This window comes from Devosia sp. (assembly GCF_014860165.1).
In the GTDB taxonomy this organism is placed as follows: Bacteria; Pseudomonadota; Alphaproteobacteria; order Rhizobiales; family Devosiaceae; genus Devosia.
This window is the reverse complement of sequence record NZ_JACZKG010000009.1, coordinates 46,278-62,816: the sequence shown is the minus strand read 5'-3', so window position 1 is coordinate 62,816 and position 16,539 is coordinate 46,278. Positions and strand designations below refer to the sequence as shown.

The 16,539-nt window shown below is 64.2% G+C and carries 18 protein-coding genes; 1 reads left to right on the top strand and 17 read right to left on the bottom strand.

What is annotated here, in order from left to right; all coding sequences use genetic code 11:
• Position 1: 1 nt before the first annotated feature.
• The 3 genes from IH615_RS02010 to IH615_RS02000 form a co-directional block, all read right to left on the bottom strand.
• Positions 2–589 carry a hypothetical protein gene (locus IH615_RS02010; RefSeq protein ID WP_291359404.1) on the bottom strand — a complete coding sequence of 196 codons (588 nt, stop codon included), beginning with the start codon at positions 587–589 and terminating at the stop codon, positions 2–4.
• Positions 586–1,107 (bottom strand): peroxiredoxin, encoded by a 522-nt coding sequence (locus tag IH615_RS02005; RefSeq protein WP_291359459.1) that lies wholly within the window; start codon positions 1,105–1,107, stop codon positions 586–588. The genes IH615_RS02010 and IH615_RS02005 overlap by 4 nt, the downstream gene beginning before the upstream one ends.
• A gap of 122 nt (positions 1,108–1,229) precedes the next feature.
• Entirely contained in the window at positions 1,230–2,045 is an 816-nt protein-coding gene (locus IH615_RS02000; protein ID WP_291359403.1) for a protein-disulfide reductase DsbD domain-containing protein, read from the bottom strand.
• Between the two features lie 121 nt (positions 2,046–2,166).
• On the opposite strand from IH615_RS02000, the gene IH615_RS01995 reads away from it, so the two are divergent.
• Positions 2,167–2,742, top strand: coding sequence for a YqgE/AlgH family protein (locus IH615_RS01995; RefSeq protein ID WP_291359402.1), 576 nt, complete (start codon positions 2,167–2,169; stop codon positions 2,740–2,742).
• A 109-nt stretch (positions 2,743–2,851) separates the two neighbouring features.
• Here the strand turns inward: IH615_RS01995 and IH615_RS01990 are convergent, their stop codons facing one another.
• The 14 genes from IH615_RS01990 to ctaD form a co-directional block, all read right to left on the bottom strand.
• The gene (locus IH615_RS01990; protein ID WP_291359401.1) at positions 2,852–5,731 is read right to left on the bottom strand and encodes an EAL domain-containing protein; all 2,880 of its coding nucleotides are present in this window, start codon (positions 5,729–5,731) and stop codon (positions 2,852–2,854) included.
• Positions 5,732–5,905: 174 nt separating this feature from the next.
• Positions 5,906–6,337, bottom strand: a complete 432-nt coding sequence (locus IH615_RS01985; protein ID WP_291359400.1) for a DUF1284 domain-containing protein — start codon at positions 6,335–6,337, stop codon at positions 5,906–5,908.
• Entirely contained in the window at positions 6,334–6,906 is a 573-nt protein-coding gene (locus IH615_RS01980; RefSeq protein WP_291359399.1) for a biotin transporter BioY, read from the bottom strand. Before IH615_RS01980 ends, IH615_RS01985 begins: the two co-directional genes overlap by 4 nt.
• Positions 6,907–6,980: 74 nt before the next feature.
• Positions 6,981–7,649 (bottom strand): GntR family transcriptional regulator, encoded by a 669-nt coding sequence (locus IH615_RS01975; RefSeq protein ID WP_291359398.1) that lies wholly within the window; start codon positions 7,647–7,649, stop codon positions 6,981–6,983.
• Between the two features lie 40 nt (positions 7,650–7,689).
• On the bottom strand, positions 7,690–8,298 hold the full coding sequence (locus IH615_RS01970) for a GNAT family protein (RefSeq protein ID WP_291359397.1): 609 nt from the start codon (positions 8,296–8,298) through the stop codon (positions 7,690–7,692).
• A 15-nt stretch (positions 8,299–8,313) separates the two neighbouring features.
• Complete coding sequence (locus IH615_RS01965) at positions 8,314–9,543, bottom strand: pitrilysin family protein (RefSeq protein ID WP_291359457.1); 1,230 nt, start codon at positions 9,541–9,543, stop codon at positions 8,314–8,316.
• An 84-nt stretch (positions 9,544–9,627) separates the two neighbouring features.
• On the bottom strand, positions 9,628–11,019 hold the full coding sequence (thrC, locus tag IH615_RS01960; RefSeq protein ID WP_291359396.1) for a threonine synthase: 1,392 nt from the start codon (positions 11,017–11,019) through the stop codon (positions 9,628–9,630).
• A gap of 69 nt (positions 11,020–11,088) precedes the next feature.
• On the bottom strand, positions 11,089–11,844 hold the full coding sequence (locus IH615_RS01955; protein WP_291359395.1) for an SURF1 family protein: 756 nt from the start codon (positions 11,842–11,844) through the stop codon (positions 11,089–11,091).
• Complete coding sequence (locus IH615_RS01950; RefSeq protein WP_291359393.1) at positions 11,841–12,194, bottom strand: DUF983 domain-containing protein; 354 nt, start codon at positions 12,192–12,194, stop codon at positions 11,841–11,843. The genes IH615_RS01955 and IH615_RS01950 overlap by 4 nt, the downstream gene beginning before the upstream one ends.
• A 66-nt stretch (positions 12,195–12,260) precedes the next feature.
• A complete protein-coding gene (locus IH615_RS01945; protein WP_291359391.1) occupies positions 12,261–13,094 on the bottom strand; it encodes a cytochrome c oxidase subunit 3 in 834 nt (277 codons plus the stop codon).
• A 2-nt stretch (positions 13,095–13,096) separates the two neighbouring features.
• Positions 13,097–13,663, bottom strand: coding sequence for a cytochrome c oxidase assembly protein (locus IH615_RS01940; protein WP_291359390.1), 567 nt, complete (start codon positions 13,661–13,663; stop codon positions 13,097–13,099).
• Positions 13,663–13,845, bottom strand: coding sequence for a hypothetical protein (locus IH615_RS01935; protein WP_291359389.1), 183 nt, complete (start codon positions 13,843–13,845; stop codon positions 13,663–13,665). The genes IH615_RS01940 and IH615_RS01935 overlap by 1 nt, the downstream gene beginning before the upstream one ends.
• Positions 13,845–14,777, bottom strand: coding sequence for a heme o synthase (locus IH615_RS01930; protein WP_291359388.1), 933 nt, complete (start codon positions 14,775–14,777; stop codon positions 13,845–13,847). Before IH615_RS01930 ends, IH615_RS01935 begins: the two co-directional genes overlap by 1 nt.
• 54 nt (positions 14,778–14,831) lie before the next feature.
• The gene (gene ctaD / locus IH615_RS01925; RefSeq protein ID WP_291359387.1) at positions 14,832–16,529 is read right to left on the bottom strand and encodes a cytochrome c oxidase subunit I; all 1,698 of its coding nucleotides are present in this window, start codon (positions 16,527–16,529) and stop codon (positions 14,832–14,834) included.
• Positions 16,530–16,539: the final 10 nt, after the last annotated feature.

The window sequence follows — 16,539 nt, the reverse complement described above, 5'->3', positions numbered from 1 at the left end:
TTCACCCACGCGTATCGAAACCCACCCAGATGGTGATTTCCTCGCCGCCCAGATAGGGAATGGCGACGTTTTCGATGACCTTGACGAATTCGGCTGAACGCGCCGGTGCTGCGATGGCGACCGGCATGGTGTATTTCTCGGAAAACACGGCCTGGCCGTCACGTTCGACCGCGAAGCGGATGGGGGCGTTGACGCTGGTCTGGTTGCCGGCGGGGCCAAGCAGCACGCGGCCGACGACACCCATATTGACCGTGATCAGCCCGTTGGACACCACGCAATTGCGCGAGGTCTCGTCGATGACGCCCTGATATTGCAGGGACTTGGCATCGCCGACGCGGCCATTGCCATAGTAGAACATGGCCTCGCTGCCCGGCCGGATGCGGATGGGCGGACATTCAGTGGCGATGGCGGGCAGCGCGCTGGTCTGCGCCTGGGCGACCGCCGCCGGGGTGGCGGTGGCGTTCTGCAATTGCTGGTTCTGCGCCGCATTGCCGCCGCCGAACAGACCGCCCATGGAGCAACCGGCCAGCATGGTCGCGGCGGCGCCAGCGGCCGACAGGCGCAGCATCAGGGAAAAGGGCTGGTTCATGGGGCGGTCTCCTGACGCAGAGGCTGGCTTTTGGCGACTTCGAGCGCCATGAGAATGGCGGGAGCGCCACTGGCGTTGACGCCGGGTGCATCCTCGACGAAGACGGCGTCGACAATGCCGTCACGGATCAGCAGGGCCGAGCGCGCAAAACGCTTGCCCATGCCTGAGCCGGAAAAATCCTTGGCAAGCCCGAGGGCCTCGGCCAGTTCGGCATTGCCGTCGGCGATGAAATCGATGGTGCCGAGCGCACCGGAGGCCTCAGCCCAGGCTTTCATCACGTGATGGTCGTTGACCGAGGCGCACACGATGCGATCGACGCCTGCGGCCTTCAGCTTGGCGTCATTGGCCAGGAAGCCCGGCAGGTGATTAACGTGGCAGGTGGGCGTGAAGGCGCCGGGAACGGTGAATAGCACCACCAGTCCGGTGCCGAGAATGGTGTCGCTGGTTGTGTCCGTAGCGCCGTCGGCGCCGATGAGTTTAACCCGCACAGACGGGACCGGACTGCCGCGATCGATCATAGACGGATATGCCTCATGCATTTGGCCCCCTGATGGGGCCAGTCTTCAGTCTCAAGTGCAATCGGGATAAGCGGCTTTGGCGCCGCCGACAAGGCCTAATGCCCCTTTCCCCCTCGCACCGTTCAGTGGGCCTCCGGCACCTTCACGGTGCGCTTGACCTCGAAAGCACCCATGCCCGTCAGGAATGTGAGCCGGACGGACTGGTTTTCCAAGGCCAATTCGTCGGCTTTGCCCAAGATAGGGATGAGCACTAGGTTTGGTTCCGGGCTTTTTTGCGGCGTGCCGAACAGCGGCTCGCCGCTGTCGGTCGCGGCGATCAGCGAGGCCGGATCGAGGTCGGGATCGCCCACGTGAACGGCCAGCATCCCGGCGTCGCGCCAGAACTCGACATTGCCGATCGGCTGAGGGTCGCCCTGCCACTCCATCGGCGTTGTGGCCAGCGCCTGACGGATGCGCAGGCCATTGGGACGGTCCGGTTCGGCATCGTCCAGCGACAGCGAAAAGCTGGCCTGCGCGGGGACACAGATATCGGAGCAGACGCCCAGCATGGCGCTCAGCTCCAGCTGGGGTGTGCCCGGCTCCACCGTCAGCTCAACCGGCAGGATTGTAGGGCCGAAATAGGCGTAGTCGAGATAGTCGGCCGTCTGGTGGCGTGTCGGATAGGGCCAGAGAATCTGGTGGTCGAGCACGCCGGTCGACCCGGCAAAATCCAGATCCGTGAGCAGGCCCGTATCCCCGGGGACGCGCCAATAGGTCTTGTTGGTCTCGGGCATGTCGATTTCGAGCCCGACCAGCGTCGTGCCATTGCTCTTGAGCTGTCCGGTGCTGATCAGCCGCAGCTTCACGCCGGGGGCGACCTCCTGCCATGGCGTCTCGCCCGCCTGAGCGGGGACGGCGAGCAGGACAAGAGTGAGGGCGGCAACGAGAATTGGACGCATGGGGAAAGCCATTAGCGCAGGATCGGGTTTAGAAATAGCTGACGGTTCATCATGCCTTCGTGAACCAGATGCGCGGGCACCGTAACTTGGCAGGAGCGCCGACCATGCCTACAATTGAGCCATGAACTCACTTGAAGGACAATTCCTAGTGGCGATGCCCGACATGGGCGACGAGCGCTTCGCCGAAAGCGTCATCCTGATTGTCGGTCACGGCGACGAAGGAGCCATGGGGCTGGTGGTCAATCACGAGCTGGCCAATCTGCGCTTTGCCGATATTCTAGACGAACTCGACCTGGGCGATCCTGACGCCGTCATTCGCCTGCCCGACTCGATCCGGCAGCGCGCGGTGATGCGGGGCGGTCCGGTGGAGAAGGGGCGCGGCTTCGTGCTGCACTCGTCCGATTACCAAAGCGGCAATACCTATCCGGTGACGCCAGGCGTGTCGCTGACGGCTACCCTCGATGTCCTGAAGGCCATGGCGTTCGGGCCTGCGCCACACTCGTCGCTATTCGTGCTCGGCTGCTGCGGCTGGAGTGCAGGTCAGCTTGAGGACGAGATCGGCAACAATGGGTGGCTTACCGCGCCATTCAGTCCCGCGCTGGTGTTCGAGACACCGGTGGAAGAACGCTACGAAGCGGCGCTGGCCAGCCTTCACATCACCAGGGCGACGCTGAGCCCCGATGCGGGGCATGCCTGAGGAATTCTTTGGGTCGGGTGGGAGGCCTTCGCCCCGCACTTCACCCTCAAAGGCCCCCTCACCCGGCGCTATGCGCCGACCTCTCCCCCAAGAGAGAGGTGAGAAAACCCTACCGCCCCAGCTGCGCCGCGAGCTTCTTGCCCAGCTCAGCCCCCGTCATCGCCGCGCCAAAGGCGAAACCCTGGGCATAACGGCAGTTGAGCTGGCGCAGCCGCTCGATTTCATCGAGCGTTTCCACGCCCTCGGCGATCACCATCAGGTCGAGATCGGCAGCGAGTGACATAACGGCCCTGATGATCGGCCCCTGGGTCTGGGCCATGCCGTTGGCCTCGCCCATCTTCACGAAGGCGGCCGGTATCTTGATGGTATCGAACGGGAAGCGGTGCAGATAGCTCAGCGAGGAATGGCCGGTGCCAAAATCGTCCAGCGCCAGACCCAGTCCCAGATTGCGCAGCGCCTGCAGCATATAAGCGGAATGTTCCGGATTGGTCATCACCTGGCTCTCGGTGATTTCCAGCTTGAGGTGGCTGGCCAGGTCCTTGTCCTGGCTGACCAGGCTCCGCATGTCGTTGAGCAGCGTCTCGGTCGCCAGTTGGGTCGGTGACAGGTTCACCGAAATGAAGAAGTCCTCCGGGAGGCCAAAGGCGATCATCCAGTCCTTGGCCTGGGCCGCCGATTGCTCGAAAGCCAGCCGCCCGAGCTTTTCGATCTGGCCTGATCGTTCGGCCAAGGGCACGAATTCGTCGGGGTTGACCACGCCGCGCGTCGGATGAATCCAGCGCATCAGCGCCTCGGCGCCGGCAATCTGGCCGGTCTGGATATCGGTCACGGGCTGGAACTGCACATGCAGTTCGCCCTGCTTCATGCCGCGTTCGAGGTCTTCCTCGCTGGCGCGGTTATAGGCGGCGATGGAGCGGGCCGAGGCGCGATAGGCCTCGATGCGGTCACCGCCCAGGCGCTTGGCGTAATACATGGCCAGTTCGGCGTCGCGCAGCACGTCGGCGGCGGTGGCCGGATTGCTGTCATAGATGGTGACGCCGATCGAGGCAGAGAGAGACAGGTCACGGTCGCCGAAATTGAACGGCGCCTTGAGCGCCTTGCGGATCTGTTCGGCCGTCTCGGCGATCTTGCCGGCGGCCTGCTCGGAGGCAAGGATCACCGCGAACTGGTCGCCGGTTACACGGGCGACCGTATCGAGCGGCCGCATGATGCGGGCTATGCGGCGCGAGACGGCGAGGAGCACGGAATCGGCCGCCGAGTGGCCGATGCGTTCTTCCAGTTCCATGAAGCGGTCGATGTCGATGAGGAATACCGCCGGCTTGGTGCCACCCGGCGTGCGGGCCCGGACCAAAGCGCGTTCGAGCCGGTCGAGAAAGAGCTGGCGGTTGGGCAGGCCGGTCAGGCTGTCATGCACCGCATCATGCAGCAGGCGTTCGCGGGCTGCCCGGTCCTCGGTGACGTCCTGCAGCGTGCCGACAATACGGTTGACCTGGCCATCGCCGCCCAGCACCGGCTTTACCCGCATGCGGAAGCTGCGATAGCTGCCATCGTGGCCGGCGATGCGCATATCGGCCGAAACCTTGCCGCGGCGCAGTTCGACCAGTGTGTCGAAGGCGGTGCGGAAACGGTCGCGGTCATCAGGGTGGACGCGGTCGAGCCAGCGCTTGATGGCGCCGCGCAGGGCGCCGCGCTTTTCGCCCAGGCGCGTCGCCAGTTCGTCGCTCACCGAAACACGGTCGCGCTCGATATTCCAGTCAAAGACGAAGTCACCCGAGCCGGTCAGCGCCAGCGCGCGCCGCTCGACCTCACTGAGCGTGCCGATGGACACCTGCCCCTCGGAAAAGGCGTGCTGCACCGCCGTAAAGCCCAGCAGCATGACGATGAGCACGAGGCCACCCCCGACGGCCGGCTGAGCGACGTCATTGGAGACCTGTCCGGTGACCACCAGCCACGAATAGAACAGCCACGAGATCAGGATGATCCAGGTCGGCACCAGCAGCACGGCCCGGTCATAGCCGCGCAGCGCCAGCAGCAGGATCAGGAAGAAACCCGACACGCCCAGCAGCGCCAGCACCAGCCGCGCAATGGTGGCAGCGATGGCGGGCTGGAAGAAGGCGAAGGCAAACAGCGCCAGGAACAAGGCCGCCAGACCGAGGGCGAGATGGATGAAGCGCAGGTGCCAGCGATGGAGGTTCAGGTAGATGAACAGGAAGCCCGCCAAGGTCGTGGCGATGCCCGCCTCCGCTGCGGCGCGCAGCGGCTGCATGCCGCCTGCCGGCAGGCCGAGCACACGGCCGAGCACACCAAAGTCGATCAACAGGTAGATCAGCACCGCCCAGGCAAAGGCCGCCGTCGCCGGGAAGATGCCGCGCCCCTTGACCACGAACATGATGGTGAGGAACACCGCGGCCAGCGATGCGACGCCCAGCACCACGCCGCGGAACAGGGTGAAGGAGTTCACATAATCGCGGTAGGCGTTAGGCTGCCACAGATAGAGCTCGGGCAGTTGCTGGCCCGACAATTCGGCAACGAAGGTCACCGTCGCGCCGGGGTCGAGCGTCACTTCGAAGACATCGGCTTCGCTGTCTGTGAGGCGGACCGGGCGGATGCCGGCACTGGGCGTGAGCGCGGTCAGGCGATCATCGCCCAGGTCGGGCTGGAAGATACCGGAGCCAGGCAGCCGGAAGAAGGGCGCCACGAGCAGGCGCTCGATCTGCTGGTCGCTCTCGTTGCGCAGCGCGAAGAGCGCGAAGTTGGGATTGGTCCCCTGCCCGGTGGCCAGGACTTCGATGCGGCGGATGATGCCATCCTCGCCGGGCGCGGTGGAGAGTTGCACACGCCCGTTGGTGCCCGGCTGGGTCTCGATGACGTCGGACAGATTGACGGCGTTGACGTCCTCGGGGACCGAGATGACTTCGAAGGCGGCGGCGGGAGCAAGAGCGGCCAGCGCGAACGCAAGACACATCGCGAGTGCAAAGAGGTGACGCATCAGTGGCGATTATATCCTGCGGTAGGCTTCATTGTGGCAGCGTTCCGGCGGGAGCATGCAAACGCAGCCGAGTGCAGGAACGGCATCCTCTTGGCGGGAGCGCCCTTTGGTAGCGGGGATTGACGCTTGCGACAAGGCTAGCGGCCTGTTGCCAAATAGCAACGCCTTGCCGTGTCAGTCGCCTTGCAGCTGCAGCGCGGCACCGGGATAGCCCGCCCCGGCGACCTTATCGCACAGGGCCGCCCATTCGCAGCCATTGCAGGCGGCGCGGGTTTGTCCCTGGCTGAAGCCCTCCCGGAAGCGGGTCAGCATGGCAGTATCGAGGCTGAACTCGCGATCCAGATCAACTGCTGCGCCAAGGAGGCTCTGCACCGCATCGCGCGCAAGCCAATCACGCTCGCCCACGCTGTCATTGTAGCAATGGGCGCTGGCGATATGCTGGATCGGCGCGCAGATATCGTCGGGGCCATCCACCAGCCGGATCGGCGCGCGCCGCGACAGCCGCGCGACCACGCCGCCATAGTTCTCGACGAAGGCAGGGGTATATCCCCTGCCCACATAGGTCAGCATGCACAACAGGTGATGTGCGCGCAGGCGAACGGTCATGCCTTGGCGCGGCGATGGAGCAAGGCCAGGGCCGCAGCGCCGAGTACCGACTTCAGTACTGCGCCGACAATAAACGGCGCAACGCCGTGGATGAGCGCCGCTTCGGCGCCGATCATCACCGCCAGCCAGGCGCCACCCAGCGCCAGGCAAGCTACATTGCCCGCCAGCGCCGCCAGGAAGGCAAGCACGGGTCGGCTGCCGTTCCAGCCACGTTCGGCCAGCCAGCCCACAAGGGCGCCGCAAACGGGGAAGGCAAACAGGTAGCCACCGGTCGCGCCAAGGAAATGGGCAGCGCCGGAGGCGCCGCCGGCCAGAACGGGCAGGCCGAGGGCTCCCTCGATCAACCAGGCGACAATGGTGAGGCCACCCAGGCGCCAGCCGTAGAGTGCGCCCACCAGCATGACGGCAAAGGTCTGCATGGTCATGGGCACGGGCACCATCGGAACCTCGACATAGGACGAGGCGGCCAGCAGCAGAGTGCCCAACGCCAAGGCTGCGAGCTGCCAGGGCAGGGAACGTTCCTCGACGCGGAGCGGGCTGTAGGAAAGGGTAGCATTCGGTTGAGCCATTGATCGTCCTCAGCAATTATAGATAATTTTGTTCGGCAATCTACTAAGACTCGATAGAGGCGACCGTGCAAGCCCTAACCGACGATGTTGAACATCTTGCGGGTCTGGCCCGTGGCGGTCCGCACCGGACGCTGGCCGATCCAGCGGGCGTGGCGCCCCAGCACAGCGCAGGCCTCCTCGACATTGCCGGACCGCAACGCGGCAAGGATCGCCAGATGGTCATGGTCGGTGCGCACTTCCCAGGTCGAGCGCCAGGACGCGAAGAGAAACCGGGCACTCTTGGCATGCAGGTCATCGATGGCGGCAAGGAGCCGCGGCATGTTGCAGGGCGCGAGCAAGGTGCGATGGAACAGCCGATTGGCGGCTTCCCACATGGCGACGTCGGCCGAATTGTCGCCGGCTCGCGTCACGGCTTCCGCGCGATCGAGGATAGTCTTGGTCAGGTTCGGCGCCGCATGCTCCAACGCCAGCACTTCCAGCGCGGCACGCATTTCCGCCACCTCGCGCACTTCAGCCAGATCGAAGGCCGCGACCCGAACACCGCGCCTTGGTTCGCTGACCGCCAGCCCTTGCGCCTCCAGCCGCCGGAACGCCTCGCGGACCGGGACGTGACTGGCGTCAAATTCGGCAGCGACGTGGTCCTGACGCAGGCGGGAGCCCGGGTCGATGCTTCCGGCGATGATGCGCTCAGCCAAAACGCGGCTGATGCGTGCGGCGATGGTCTCAGCTTTGGGTTCGGGCATGATTTTATAGATAGTTTGGACGGCGTGGCCTGTCGAGCCACTAGAGGCTCCGGGAATAGCGGCCCATCTCGTACCGCTCCTTGGTCAGTCCCATGAGCACATGGTCTTCCCAGCGACCATTGATCTGCAGGTATTTCTCGGCAAAGCCTTCTTCGACGAAGCCGTTCTTTTCCAGCACCCGGCGCGATGCGGCATTGCCCGGCAGGAAGGCAGCGTGAATGCGGTGCAGGTCGAGCGTGTCGAAAACGAATGGCAGGCTGACGCCCACAGCTTCGCTCATCAGGCCCTGGCCGGCGAATGGCTGGCCCATCCAATAACCCAGGCTGACGAATTGCGCCGCCCGGCGTCGCACATTCGACAGGGTAATGCCGCCAACCAGCGTCTCCTGCTGGCCCGCAGGGAGAAAGATGAAGAACGAATAGTCGCTCCCCTCCTCAGCTTCCTCGCGCGCCCGCTTGACCCGTGAGGCGAAGACGCGCCGCCCGAGGTCGGCCTCGGTCCAGCGCGGCTCGAACGGGCGCAGGAAATCCCGGCTCGCGTGGCGCAGGGCATACCAAGGCTCATAGTCGTCCATGCGTGGCAGGCGCAGCAGCACGCGTGGGCCACGCAGGGCTATCAGCGGTGCAGGGGATGACCAGGGCCACAGCATGAAGGGTCAGCGGCCTCAGCGCTTGAGATGGTCGCCAATGGTGCCGACATCGGCAAGATTGCCGATGGGGCCAATGCCCGCCAGCGTGGGCGAACCAATGGTGAATATCTGCTCGGCCACATCCTGCACCCGCCGGGCGGTGATGGCATTGATGCGGTCCACCGTCTCCTGCATGTGGATGGGCCGGCCCCACAGGATCTGCTGGCGGGCCAACTGCCCGGCGCGCGCCGACGGACTCTCCAGCGACATCAGCAGGCCCGCCCTGATCTGGTTGCGGACGCGGATCACCTCGTCGTCGGTGATGCTCTCGGTGGCGCGCTTGAGTTCGTCGAGCACGACCGGCACCAGGTCGCCGACCTCGTCCCCGCCCGTGGCCGCGGCGACGCCGAACACGCCGCTATCGGCAAAGGCCCAGTGGAAGGAATAGACCGAGTAACAGAGGCCGCGTTTTTCGCGCACCTCCTGGAACAGGCGCGAGCTCATGCCGCCGCCCAGGATCGATGCCAGGACCTGCGCGGCATAAAAGCCGTCTGCATTGTAGGCGCGGCCTTCGAAGCCGATGACGATATGGGCCTGTTCGTGGTCGGACAGGAGGCGCTCCTCGCCGCCCTGGTATTCGGCCCGCTGCGGCGCCGGGGCACCATTGGGCTTGAGCGTCGCGAAGCGCTCGCGGGCAACATCGACCAGCCCGTCATGATCGACATTGCCGGCCGCAGCCATGACCATGTGGTCGCCCACATAGTTGCGGTTCATGTATTTGCGAACGGTGTCGGGGGTGAATTCGCGCACCGAATCCACCGTGCCCAGGATGGTGCGACCGATTGGCTGGGTGGGGAATGCCGCGGCCTGGAACAGGTCGAAGACATGATCGTCGGGATTGTCGCGCGCTGCGCCGATCTCCTGAACGATAACCTGCTTCTCGCGTGTCAGTTCGTCGTCCTCGAACAAAGAATTCTGCAGGATATCGGACAGAATGTCCGCGGCGAGAACCACGTCTTCCTTGAGCACCCGGGCGAAATAGCCGGTATGCTCGATCGAGGTTGCTGCATTGAGGTCGCCGCCGACATTCTCGATCGCCTCGGCAATCTGCAAGGCGGAGCGCGACGTGGTGCCCTTGAACGCCATGTGCTCGAGCAGGTGTGAAATGCCGTGCTCGGCCTTGCGCTCGCTGCGCGCGCCGGCCTTGACCCAGACGCCGAGGGAAGCACTTTCGAGATGCGGCATATTATCGGTGAGCACCACCATGCCATTATCAAGGGTCGTCGATTGTACGCTCACACGAGGCTCCTCCACGAGGCCTGCGGTCGAGCGACCACTGGCCCCCGTTCGTCAGGCAGCGCGCGTACGCGCTGAAATGAAATCTTCGACTGCCGTCTGGTCGTTGGCAAGGACGCTGAGGCGCTCCTGGCGGCTATGTAGATCGGCCAGCCACGCCGGCAGTGCCGGATCGATACCCGACGCGGCCTTCACGGCAGCCGGAAATTTGGCGGGATGCGCCGTTGCCAGCGTCACCATCGGCGTCGCACCGAGGTGGCTGCGCGCCACATGGGCGCCGACGGCGGTATGAGGATCGAGCAGATAGCCCGAGTTCCGCAATATGGTGGCGATGGTCGCCACCGTTTCCGCTTCGCCGGTGGTGCCGGCAGCAAAATCGCGGCGGATGGCGCCGAGGGCGTTGTCGGGCAAGGCAAAGCCGCCTGACTGCTTCAGCCCGTCCATCATGCGCACCACGGCAGCGGCATCGCGCCCGGCGCTCTCGAACAGCAGTCGCTCGAAATTGGAAGATATCTGGATATCCATCGAGGGGCTGATGGTGGGGGCCACGCCATCCATCTCGTAGCGACCGGTATCCAGGGTCCGGCGCAGGATGTCATTGGCATTGGTGGCTATGACCAGCCGGTCGATCGGCAGGCCCATGGCCTTGGCGCAGTAGCCGGCGAAGATGTCGCCGAAATTGCCGGTCGGCACGGTGAAGCTCACCTTGCGGTGGGGGCTGCCCAGCGACACGGCTGATGTGAAGTAATAGACGATCTGCGCGACGATGCGGCCCCAGTTGATGGAATTGACGCCGGAGAGCCGCACGCGGTCGCGGAAGCGGTGATTGTTGAACATCGCCTTGACGATGTTCTGGCAGTCGTCGAACGTCCCCTCGAGCGCGATGTTATGGACGTTGTGATCGAGCACCGTCGTCATCTGCAGGCGCTGCACCGGGGAGGTGCGGCCCTGGGGATGGAGGATGAAGATGTCGGTTGTGTCGCGGCCGCGGAAGGCCTCGATGGCCGCCGAACCGGTATCGCCCGAGGTGGCGCCGACAATGGTCGCCTTTAGGCCGCGTTCGGCCAGGATGTGATCCATCACCCGGCTCAAGAACTGCATGGCCACGTCCTTGAAGGCCAGCGTCGGCCCGTGGAACAGCTCCAGCACGAAGTGGTTGGGTTCGAGCTCGAGCAGTGGCGTCACCGAGGGGTGGCGAAAGACTGCATAGGCGTCGTCGATGATCTGCTTGAGCTTGTTGGGCGCGATCTCATCGCCGGTGAAGCGGCTGATGATGGCATAAGCGACATCGGCATAGGGCTTGCCGGCGAAGGCGGCGATCTCGGTGGCGTCGATCTGGGGCCAGGTCTGCGGCACATAGAGGCCGCCGTCGGAAGCCAGACCAGCAAGGACCGCGTCAGAGAAACCGAGCACCGGCGCCTGGCCGCGCGTTGAGACAAACTGCATTCGGGAGAAGCGCCCTTTTAGAATTGTTGCAACCTAGTGAAACGGAGGGGGAACCGCAAGTTTGCTGGCTCAACCACTGCCGGAGGCGCGCTGGCGGGCCAGCCAGAAGGCGAGCATGACCACGGCGACGATGGCGAAGCCGTACCAGGTATAGGCGTAGCCCAGGTGGTTGTTGGGGAATTCGACCACGGTTTCGCCGCCCTGTGGCAGCTCTCCTGCCGGACCGGCCGGCAGGTCGACATAGAAGGGGGCGAAGGGCGCAAGAGCCGGATCGACCATCTCGGCGAGGCGCTGGGGGTCGCGCACCCATTCGATGCGGTCGGACGTATTGGGGCCGGGCGTCATCATGCCGGCGGCCTCAGCGGGGCGCAGCAGGCCCGATATCGTGACCTGGCCATCCTCGCCCTGGCCGTCGGTAACCGCCGCTTCCTGGTAATCCTGCGGCACGAAACCGCGATTGACGAAGACGGTGCCGCCTTCGGCCAACAGGAAGGGCGTCACCACCCAGTAGCCGGGGCCGTCTGCCGGGCCGCGCGCATTGGCGAGGCTGGTGAACACAGTCACAGTCTGATTGTAGCGGAACGCGCCGGTAAGCGAGACCGGCTGGAAATTGAGGGCTTCGAGGTCGAGTTCGGCCCACTGCTCCGCCGGTGGCACCGGCACCGGATCCGCATCCAACCGGGCATCGACGGCGGCGACCAGGGCTTCCTTCTCGCCCAGCCGCTGCAACTGCCAGGTGCCGAGCCAGACGCAGGTGGCGGCAAGGGCCAGCATCAGGACCGCGAAGGTCCACGTCATCACCGGACTGACGCGCCGCTCGCTCACTGGTGGCCCTCATGGGCATCGTGGCGATATTGCAGCGCCACCAGCACGCCCTTGAAGGGCGGCAGCAGCAGGAGCGACAGAACCAGGGTCGTAGGGATCCAGAGGATCAGGTGGACATAGGGCGGCGGATTGAACAGCGCCCCGACCAGCAGGGCCAGGCCGATGACGATGGGCGCGACCAGGAAAATGACGAAGATGGCCGGGCCATCGCCGCTGTCGGCGAATTTGAGGTCGAGCCCGCAGGTGGCGCAGACGGGCGCCACCTTGAGGTAGCCGGCAAACAGCTTGCCCTCGCCGCAGCGCGGGCAGCGGCAGAGCAGACCGGTCAGGATGGGCGACGGCTGGGCCAAAACTGGTCTCCAAACAATTCGGGGCGCAGCTTCCGGCTGCGCCCCGTGAATTTTCGTCCGGGCGGACTAGTGATGGATCGCCACGCCCCAGCTGCCCCAGACATAGATCGAGGCAAACAGGAACAGCCAGACCACGTCCACGAAGTGCCAGTACCAGGCAGCGAATTCGAAGCCGAGGTGACGCTCGGGGGTGAAATCGCCGCGCAACGCCCGGATGAGGCAGACCAGCAGGAAGATGGTGCCGATCAACACGTGGAAGCCATGCAGGCCCGTCGCCATGAAGAAGGTGGCGCCATACATGCTGCCGGCGAAGGAGAAGCCGGCCTCGCTGTATTCAAGGATCTGCACGCCGGTGAACACGGCGCCCAGCAGCACGGTCAGCACGAGGCCCCACTTGAGGCCTTCGCGGTCGCCTTCGAGCAGCGCATGGTGGGCCCAGGTCACCGTGGTGCCCGAGGTCAGTAGGAGTAGGGTGTTGAACAGGGGCAGGTGGAAGGGGTCGAACAGCTCGACGCCTGTCGGCGGCCAGGCACCGCCGCTGGCGGCGAGGCGGGCATATTGCTCGACGTCATCCCAGCGGAAGAAGCCGTCGAAATAGGCCCAGAAGAAGCCGAAGAACACCATCACTTCGGAGGCGATGAACAGCATCATGCCATAGCGGTGGTGCATCTGCACAACGGCCGTATGGTCGCCCTGGTTGGCTTCCTTGATCACGTCGCTCCACCAGGCAAACATGGTGTAGAGCACGCCAGCCAGGCCGATGAAGAAGACGAACGGGGTCCAGTCCTTCATCCAGAAGATGGCACCCATGGCCATGATCAGCACGGCGGCCGACATAACGAACGGCCACGGGCTCGGTTCGACCATGTGATAGTCGTGGTTCTTGGCTATTCCGGCCATGGTCAGCTTCCCTCGTTGTCTGAAGCGTAGAAAGTGTAAGAGAGCGTGATCTCTTTGATGGTGTCGAGCTCTTGGTTGTCGTCGAGCTCGGGATCGACGAAGAACACGATCGGCATGTCCACGGTTTGGCCGGGCTGCAGCGTCTGCTCGGTGAAGCAGAAGCATTCGATCTTGTTGAAGTAAACGCCGGCCTTTTCGGGCGAGACGTTGAACACGGCCATACCTGTAATCGGCTGGTCCGAATTGTTGGTCGCCACGAAATTGACCGTGTCGACCTTGCCGATATTGTCTGTGATGTGCGCCGCGGGCGTCACGGTCCAGGCCAGGTCGTGGGCCACGTTGGAATCGAAGCGCACCGTCATCTGCCGGGCGATGAAGCCCTTGGGCGCGTCGCCGGCGATCTGGGTGGTGCCGCCAAAGCCGGTGATCTGGCAGAACAGCTGGTAGAGCGGCACCGAGGCATAGGCCAGGCCGACCATGCCCGCTGCGACGAACAATCCGGCCATCGCCACGCGCTTATTGCGGCGAGCCAGGACAGGATCGATGCCGGGGTGGTGCAGTTCGGTCATCACAGCGACCGATCAAACAGCGCCGGGCCCATCTTGGCGATGGTCAGCACGTAGAAAGTCACCGCAAACAGCGCCAGCGCGATGCCGAGCGCAATCGAACGCCGGCGACGGATCCGGGCCCGCGCCGCTGCCACTTCGGGCGTCTCGGGCTCAACGCTGCGCATTTCGTCAGGGGCGCTCATCAGATCGAGCCCCCGAAACGCGTCAGCAGGTTGTCGGTCATGAAGGCGAAGAACACGATGAACAGATAGCTCAGCGAGTAATTGAACAGGGTCCGGGCCGACTTGCGCATGGCGATGTCCTCGCGCGTCTGCAGCAGGCGCCAGGCCAGGAGGATAAACGATGCGCCTGTGATCACGGCCACGGTCGTGTACACCCAGCCGGCAAAGCCGAACCAGGTCGGCAGCATGGCCGATGCGGCGAGGATCAGCGTATAGACGAAAATCTGCAGCTTGGTCGAAGCCTCGCCCACCACGTTAGGCATCATCGGCACGCCGGCAGCGCCATAATCGGATTGCTTGTAGAGCGCCAGCGCCCAGAAATGCGGCGGGGTCCACAGGAAGATGATCAGGAACAGCACGACGCTTTCGAGCGACACCGTACCCGTGACCGCAGCCCAGCCGACGACCGGCGGGAAAGCCCCGGCCGCGCCGCCAATGACGATGTTCTGCGGGGTCGAGCGCTTGAGCCACATCGTATAGATGACGGCGTAGAAGAAGATGGTGAAGGCGAGCAGGCCCGCAGCGACCCAGTTGGTCGCGAGCCCGAGCAGCGCCACCGAGAATCCTGACAGCACCAAGCCGAAGACCAGCGCATGCTCGCGGGGCATGCGGCCGGCAGGAATTGGCCGGTTTTGCGTGCGGCTCATGATGGCGTCGATATCGGCATCATACCACATGTTGAGCGCGCCCGAGGCGCCGGCCCCGATGGCGATGCAGGCAATGGCGATGACTGCTATGACCGGGTTGATGCCGCCCGGCGCCACAATCAGCCCGACGATGGCAGTGAACACGACCAGTTGCATGACGGACGGCTTCAGCAGCGCGAGGTAATCCTCCACGCGCGCTTCGCCGGCCATGCCGGGCAGGTTCCTGCTGTCGTCGATCAGAGCCAATGGCCTAGCCTTGGTTGGTGTGGAGCGGGCCGCGCGGACGCGGCCCTCGATACCTTAGTGTGCGTTGGTCGAGTCGATCTTGGGCAGCGTGGTGAACTGGTGGAACGGCGGCGGGGAGGACAGAGTCCATTCCAGCGTCGTCGCGCCATCACCCCACGGGTTGTCACCGGCCGGGCGCTTCTTCCGGCTGGCTTCCCAGGTTGCGTAGAAGAAGATCAGCATGGCCGCGAACGTGATGTAGTAGCCGAACGAGGAGATGCGGTTGAAGAAACCGAATGCGTCCGGATAGTCGATATAGCGGCGCGGCATGCCGGCAAGGCCGAGGAAATGCTGCGGGAAGAAGATCAGGTTCACGCCGACGAACATGACCCAGAAGTGCAGCTGAGCCAGGAACTCGTTGTACATGTAGCCGAACATCTTGGGGTACCAGTAGTACCAGGCCGCGAAGATCGAGAACACGGCACCCAGCGACAGCACGTAGTGGAAGTGCGCGACCACATAATAGGTGTCGTGCAGCGCGCGGTCAGCACCGGCATTGGCCAGCACCACACCCGTCACACCACCAACGGTGAACAGGAAGATGAAGCCGATGGCCCAGAGCATGGGCGACTTGAAGGTGATCGAGCCGCCCCACATGGTGGCGATCCAGCTGAAAATCTTGACGCCCGTCGGCACCGCGATGACCATGGTGGCGGCAACGAAGTAGCGCTGCACATCCAGGCTGAGGCCCGTGGTGTACATGTGGTGAGCCCACACGACGAAACCGACGAAGCCGATGGCGACCATGGCATAGGCCATGGCCATGTAGCCGAAGATCGGCTTGCGGCTGAAGGTCGATACGATGTGGCTGATGATGCCGAAGCCCGGCAGGATCATGATGTACACTTCGGGGTGACCGAAGAACCAGAACAGGTGCTGGAACAGGACCGGATCGCCGCCCTTGGCGGGATCGAAGAAGGCCGTGTCGAAGTTGCGGTCAGTCAGCAGCATAGTGATGGCGCCGGCCAGCACGGGCAGTGCCAGCAGCAGCAGGAATGCCGTCACCAGTACGGACCAGGCAAAGAGCGGCATCTTGTGCAGTGTCATGCCCGGAGCGCGCATGTTGAAGATGGTGGTGATCAGGTTGATGGCGCCCAGGATCGAGCTCACACCGGCCACGTGCAGCGACAGGATGGCAAAGTCCATGGCCGGGCCGGAGTGGCCAACGGTCGAGAGCGGCGGATAGACGGTCCAGCCGCCACCGAAGCCGAGCCCACCAGGACCACCGGCGCCTTCGAAGAACAGGCTCATCAGCAGCAGGATGAAGGCGGGCGGCAACAGCCAGAACGCAATGTTGTTGATGCGCGGGAAGGCGGTGTCGGGTGCACCGATCATCAGGGGTGCGAAATAGTTGGCAAAGCCGCCCATGGTGGCGGGCATGACCACGAAGAACACCATTATGAGCGCGTGAGCGGTGGTGAACACGTTGTACATGTTCTTGCCCGCATCGAGCGCTTCGCCACCGGAAACGCCATAGACCATCGCTGCCAGACCATGGAAAATCTGGATGCCGGGTTCCTGAAGCTCCATGCGCATGACGCCGGACAGAAGGCCACCGATGATCCCCGCGACGATCGCGAAGACCAGGTACATGATGCCGATGTCTTTGTGATTGGTCGAATAGACCCAGCGGCGCCAGCCGGTGGGCTCATGGTGCGAGGCGGCATCGTGGCCGGTCGCGTGGGCTTCGAGGTGGGCGGTTGTGTCAGCCATTTGTAGTGTC

Excerpts from the sequence above, each read along its gene's own strand:
- IH615_RS02010 (WP_291359404.1), bottom strand. The coding sequence starts at position 589 with ATGAACCAGCCCTTTTCCCTGATGCTGCGCCTGTCGGCCGCTGGCGCC.
- IH615_RS02005 (WP_291359459.1), bottom strand. The coding sequence starts at position 1,107 with ATGATCGATCGCGGCAGTCCGGTCCCGTCTGTGCGGGTTAAACTCATC.
- IH615_RS02000 (WP_291359403.1), bottom strand. The coding sequence starts at position 2,045 with ATGCGTCCAATTCTCGTTGCCGCCCTCACTCTTGTCCTGCTCGCCGTC.
- IH615_RS01995 (WP_291359402.1), top strand. The coding sequence starts at position 2,167 with ATGAACTCACTTGAAGGACAATTCCTAGTGGCGATGCCCGACATGGGC.
- IH615_RS01990 (WP_291359401.1), bottom strand. The coding sequence starts at position 5,731 with ATGCGTCACCTCTTTGCACTCGCGATGTGTCTTGCGTTCGCGCTGGCC.
- IH615_RS01985 (WP_291359400.1), bottom strand. The coding sequence starts at position 6,337 with ATGACCGTTCGCCTGCGCGCACATCACCTGTTGTGCATGCTGACCTAT.
- IH615_RS01980 (WP_291359399.1), bottom strand. The coding sequence starts at position 6,906 with ATGGCTCAACCGAATGCTACCCTTTCCTACAGCCCGCTCCGCGTCGAG.
- IH615_RS01975 (WP_291359398.1), bottom strand. The coding sequence starts at position 7,649 with ATGCCCGAACCCAAAGCTGAGACCATCGCCGCACGCATCAGCCGCGTT.
- IH615_RS01970 (WP_291359397.1), bottom strand. The coding sequence starts at position 8,298 with ATGCTGTGGCCCTGGTCATCCCCTGCACCGCTGATAGCCCTGCGTGGC.
- IH615_RS01965 (WP_291359457.1), bottom strand. The coding sequence starts at position 9,543 with ATGGTGGTGCTCACCGATAATATGCCGCATCTCGAAAGTGCTTCCCTC.
- thrC (WP_291359396.1), bottom strand. The coding sequence starts at position 11,019 with ATGCAGTTTGTCTCAACGCGCGGCCAGGCGCCGGTGCTCGGTTTCTCT.
- IH615_RS01945 (WP_291359391.1), bottom strand. The coding sequence starts at position 13,094 with ATGGCCGGAATAGCCAAGAACCACGACTATCACATGGTCGAACCGAGC.
- IH615_RS01940 (WP_291359390.1), bottom strand. The coding sequence starts at position 13,663 with ATGACCGAACTGCACCACCCCGGCATCGATCCTGTCCTGGCTCGCCGC.
- IH615_RS01935 (WP_291359389.1), bottom strand. The coding sequence starts at position 13,845 with ATGAGCGCCCCTGACGAAATGCGCAGCGTTGAGCCCGAGACGCCCGAA.
- ctaD (WP_291359387.1), bottom strand. The coding sequence starts at position 16,529 with ATGGCTGACACAACCGCCCACCTCGAAGCCCACGCGACCGGCCACGAT.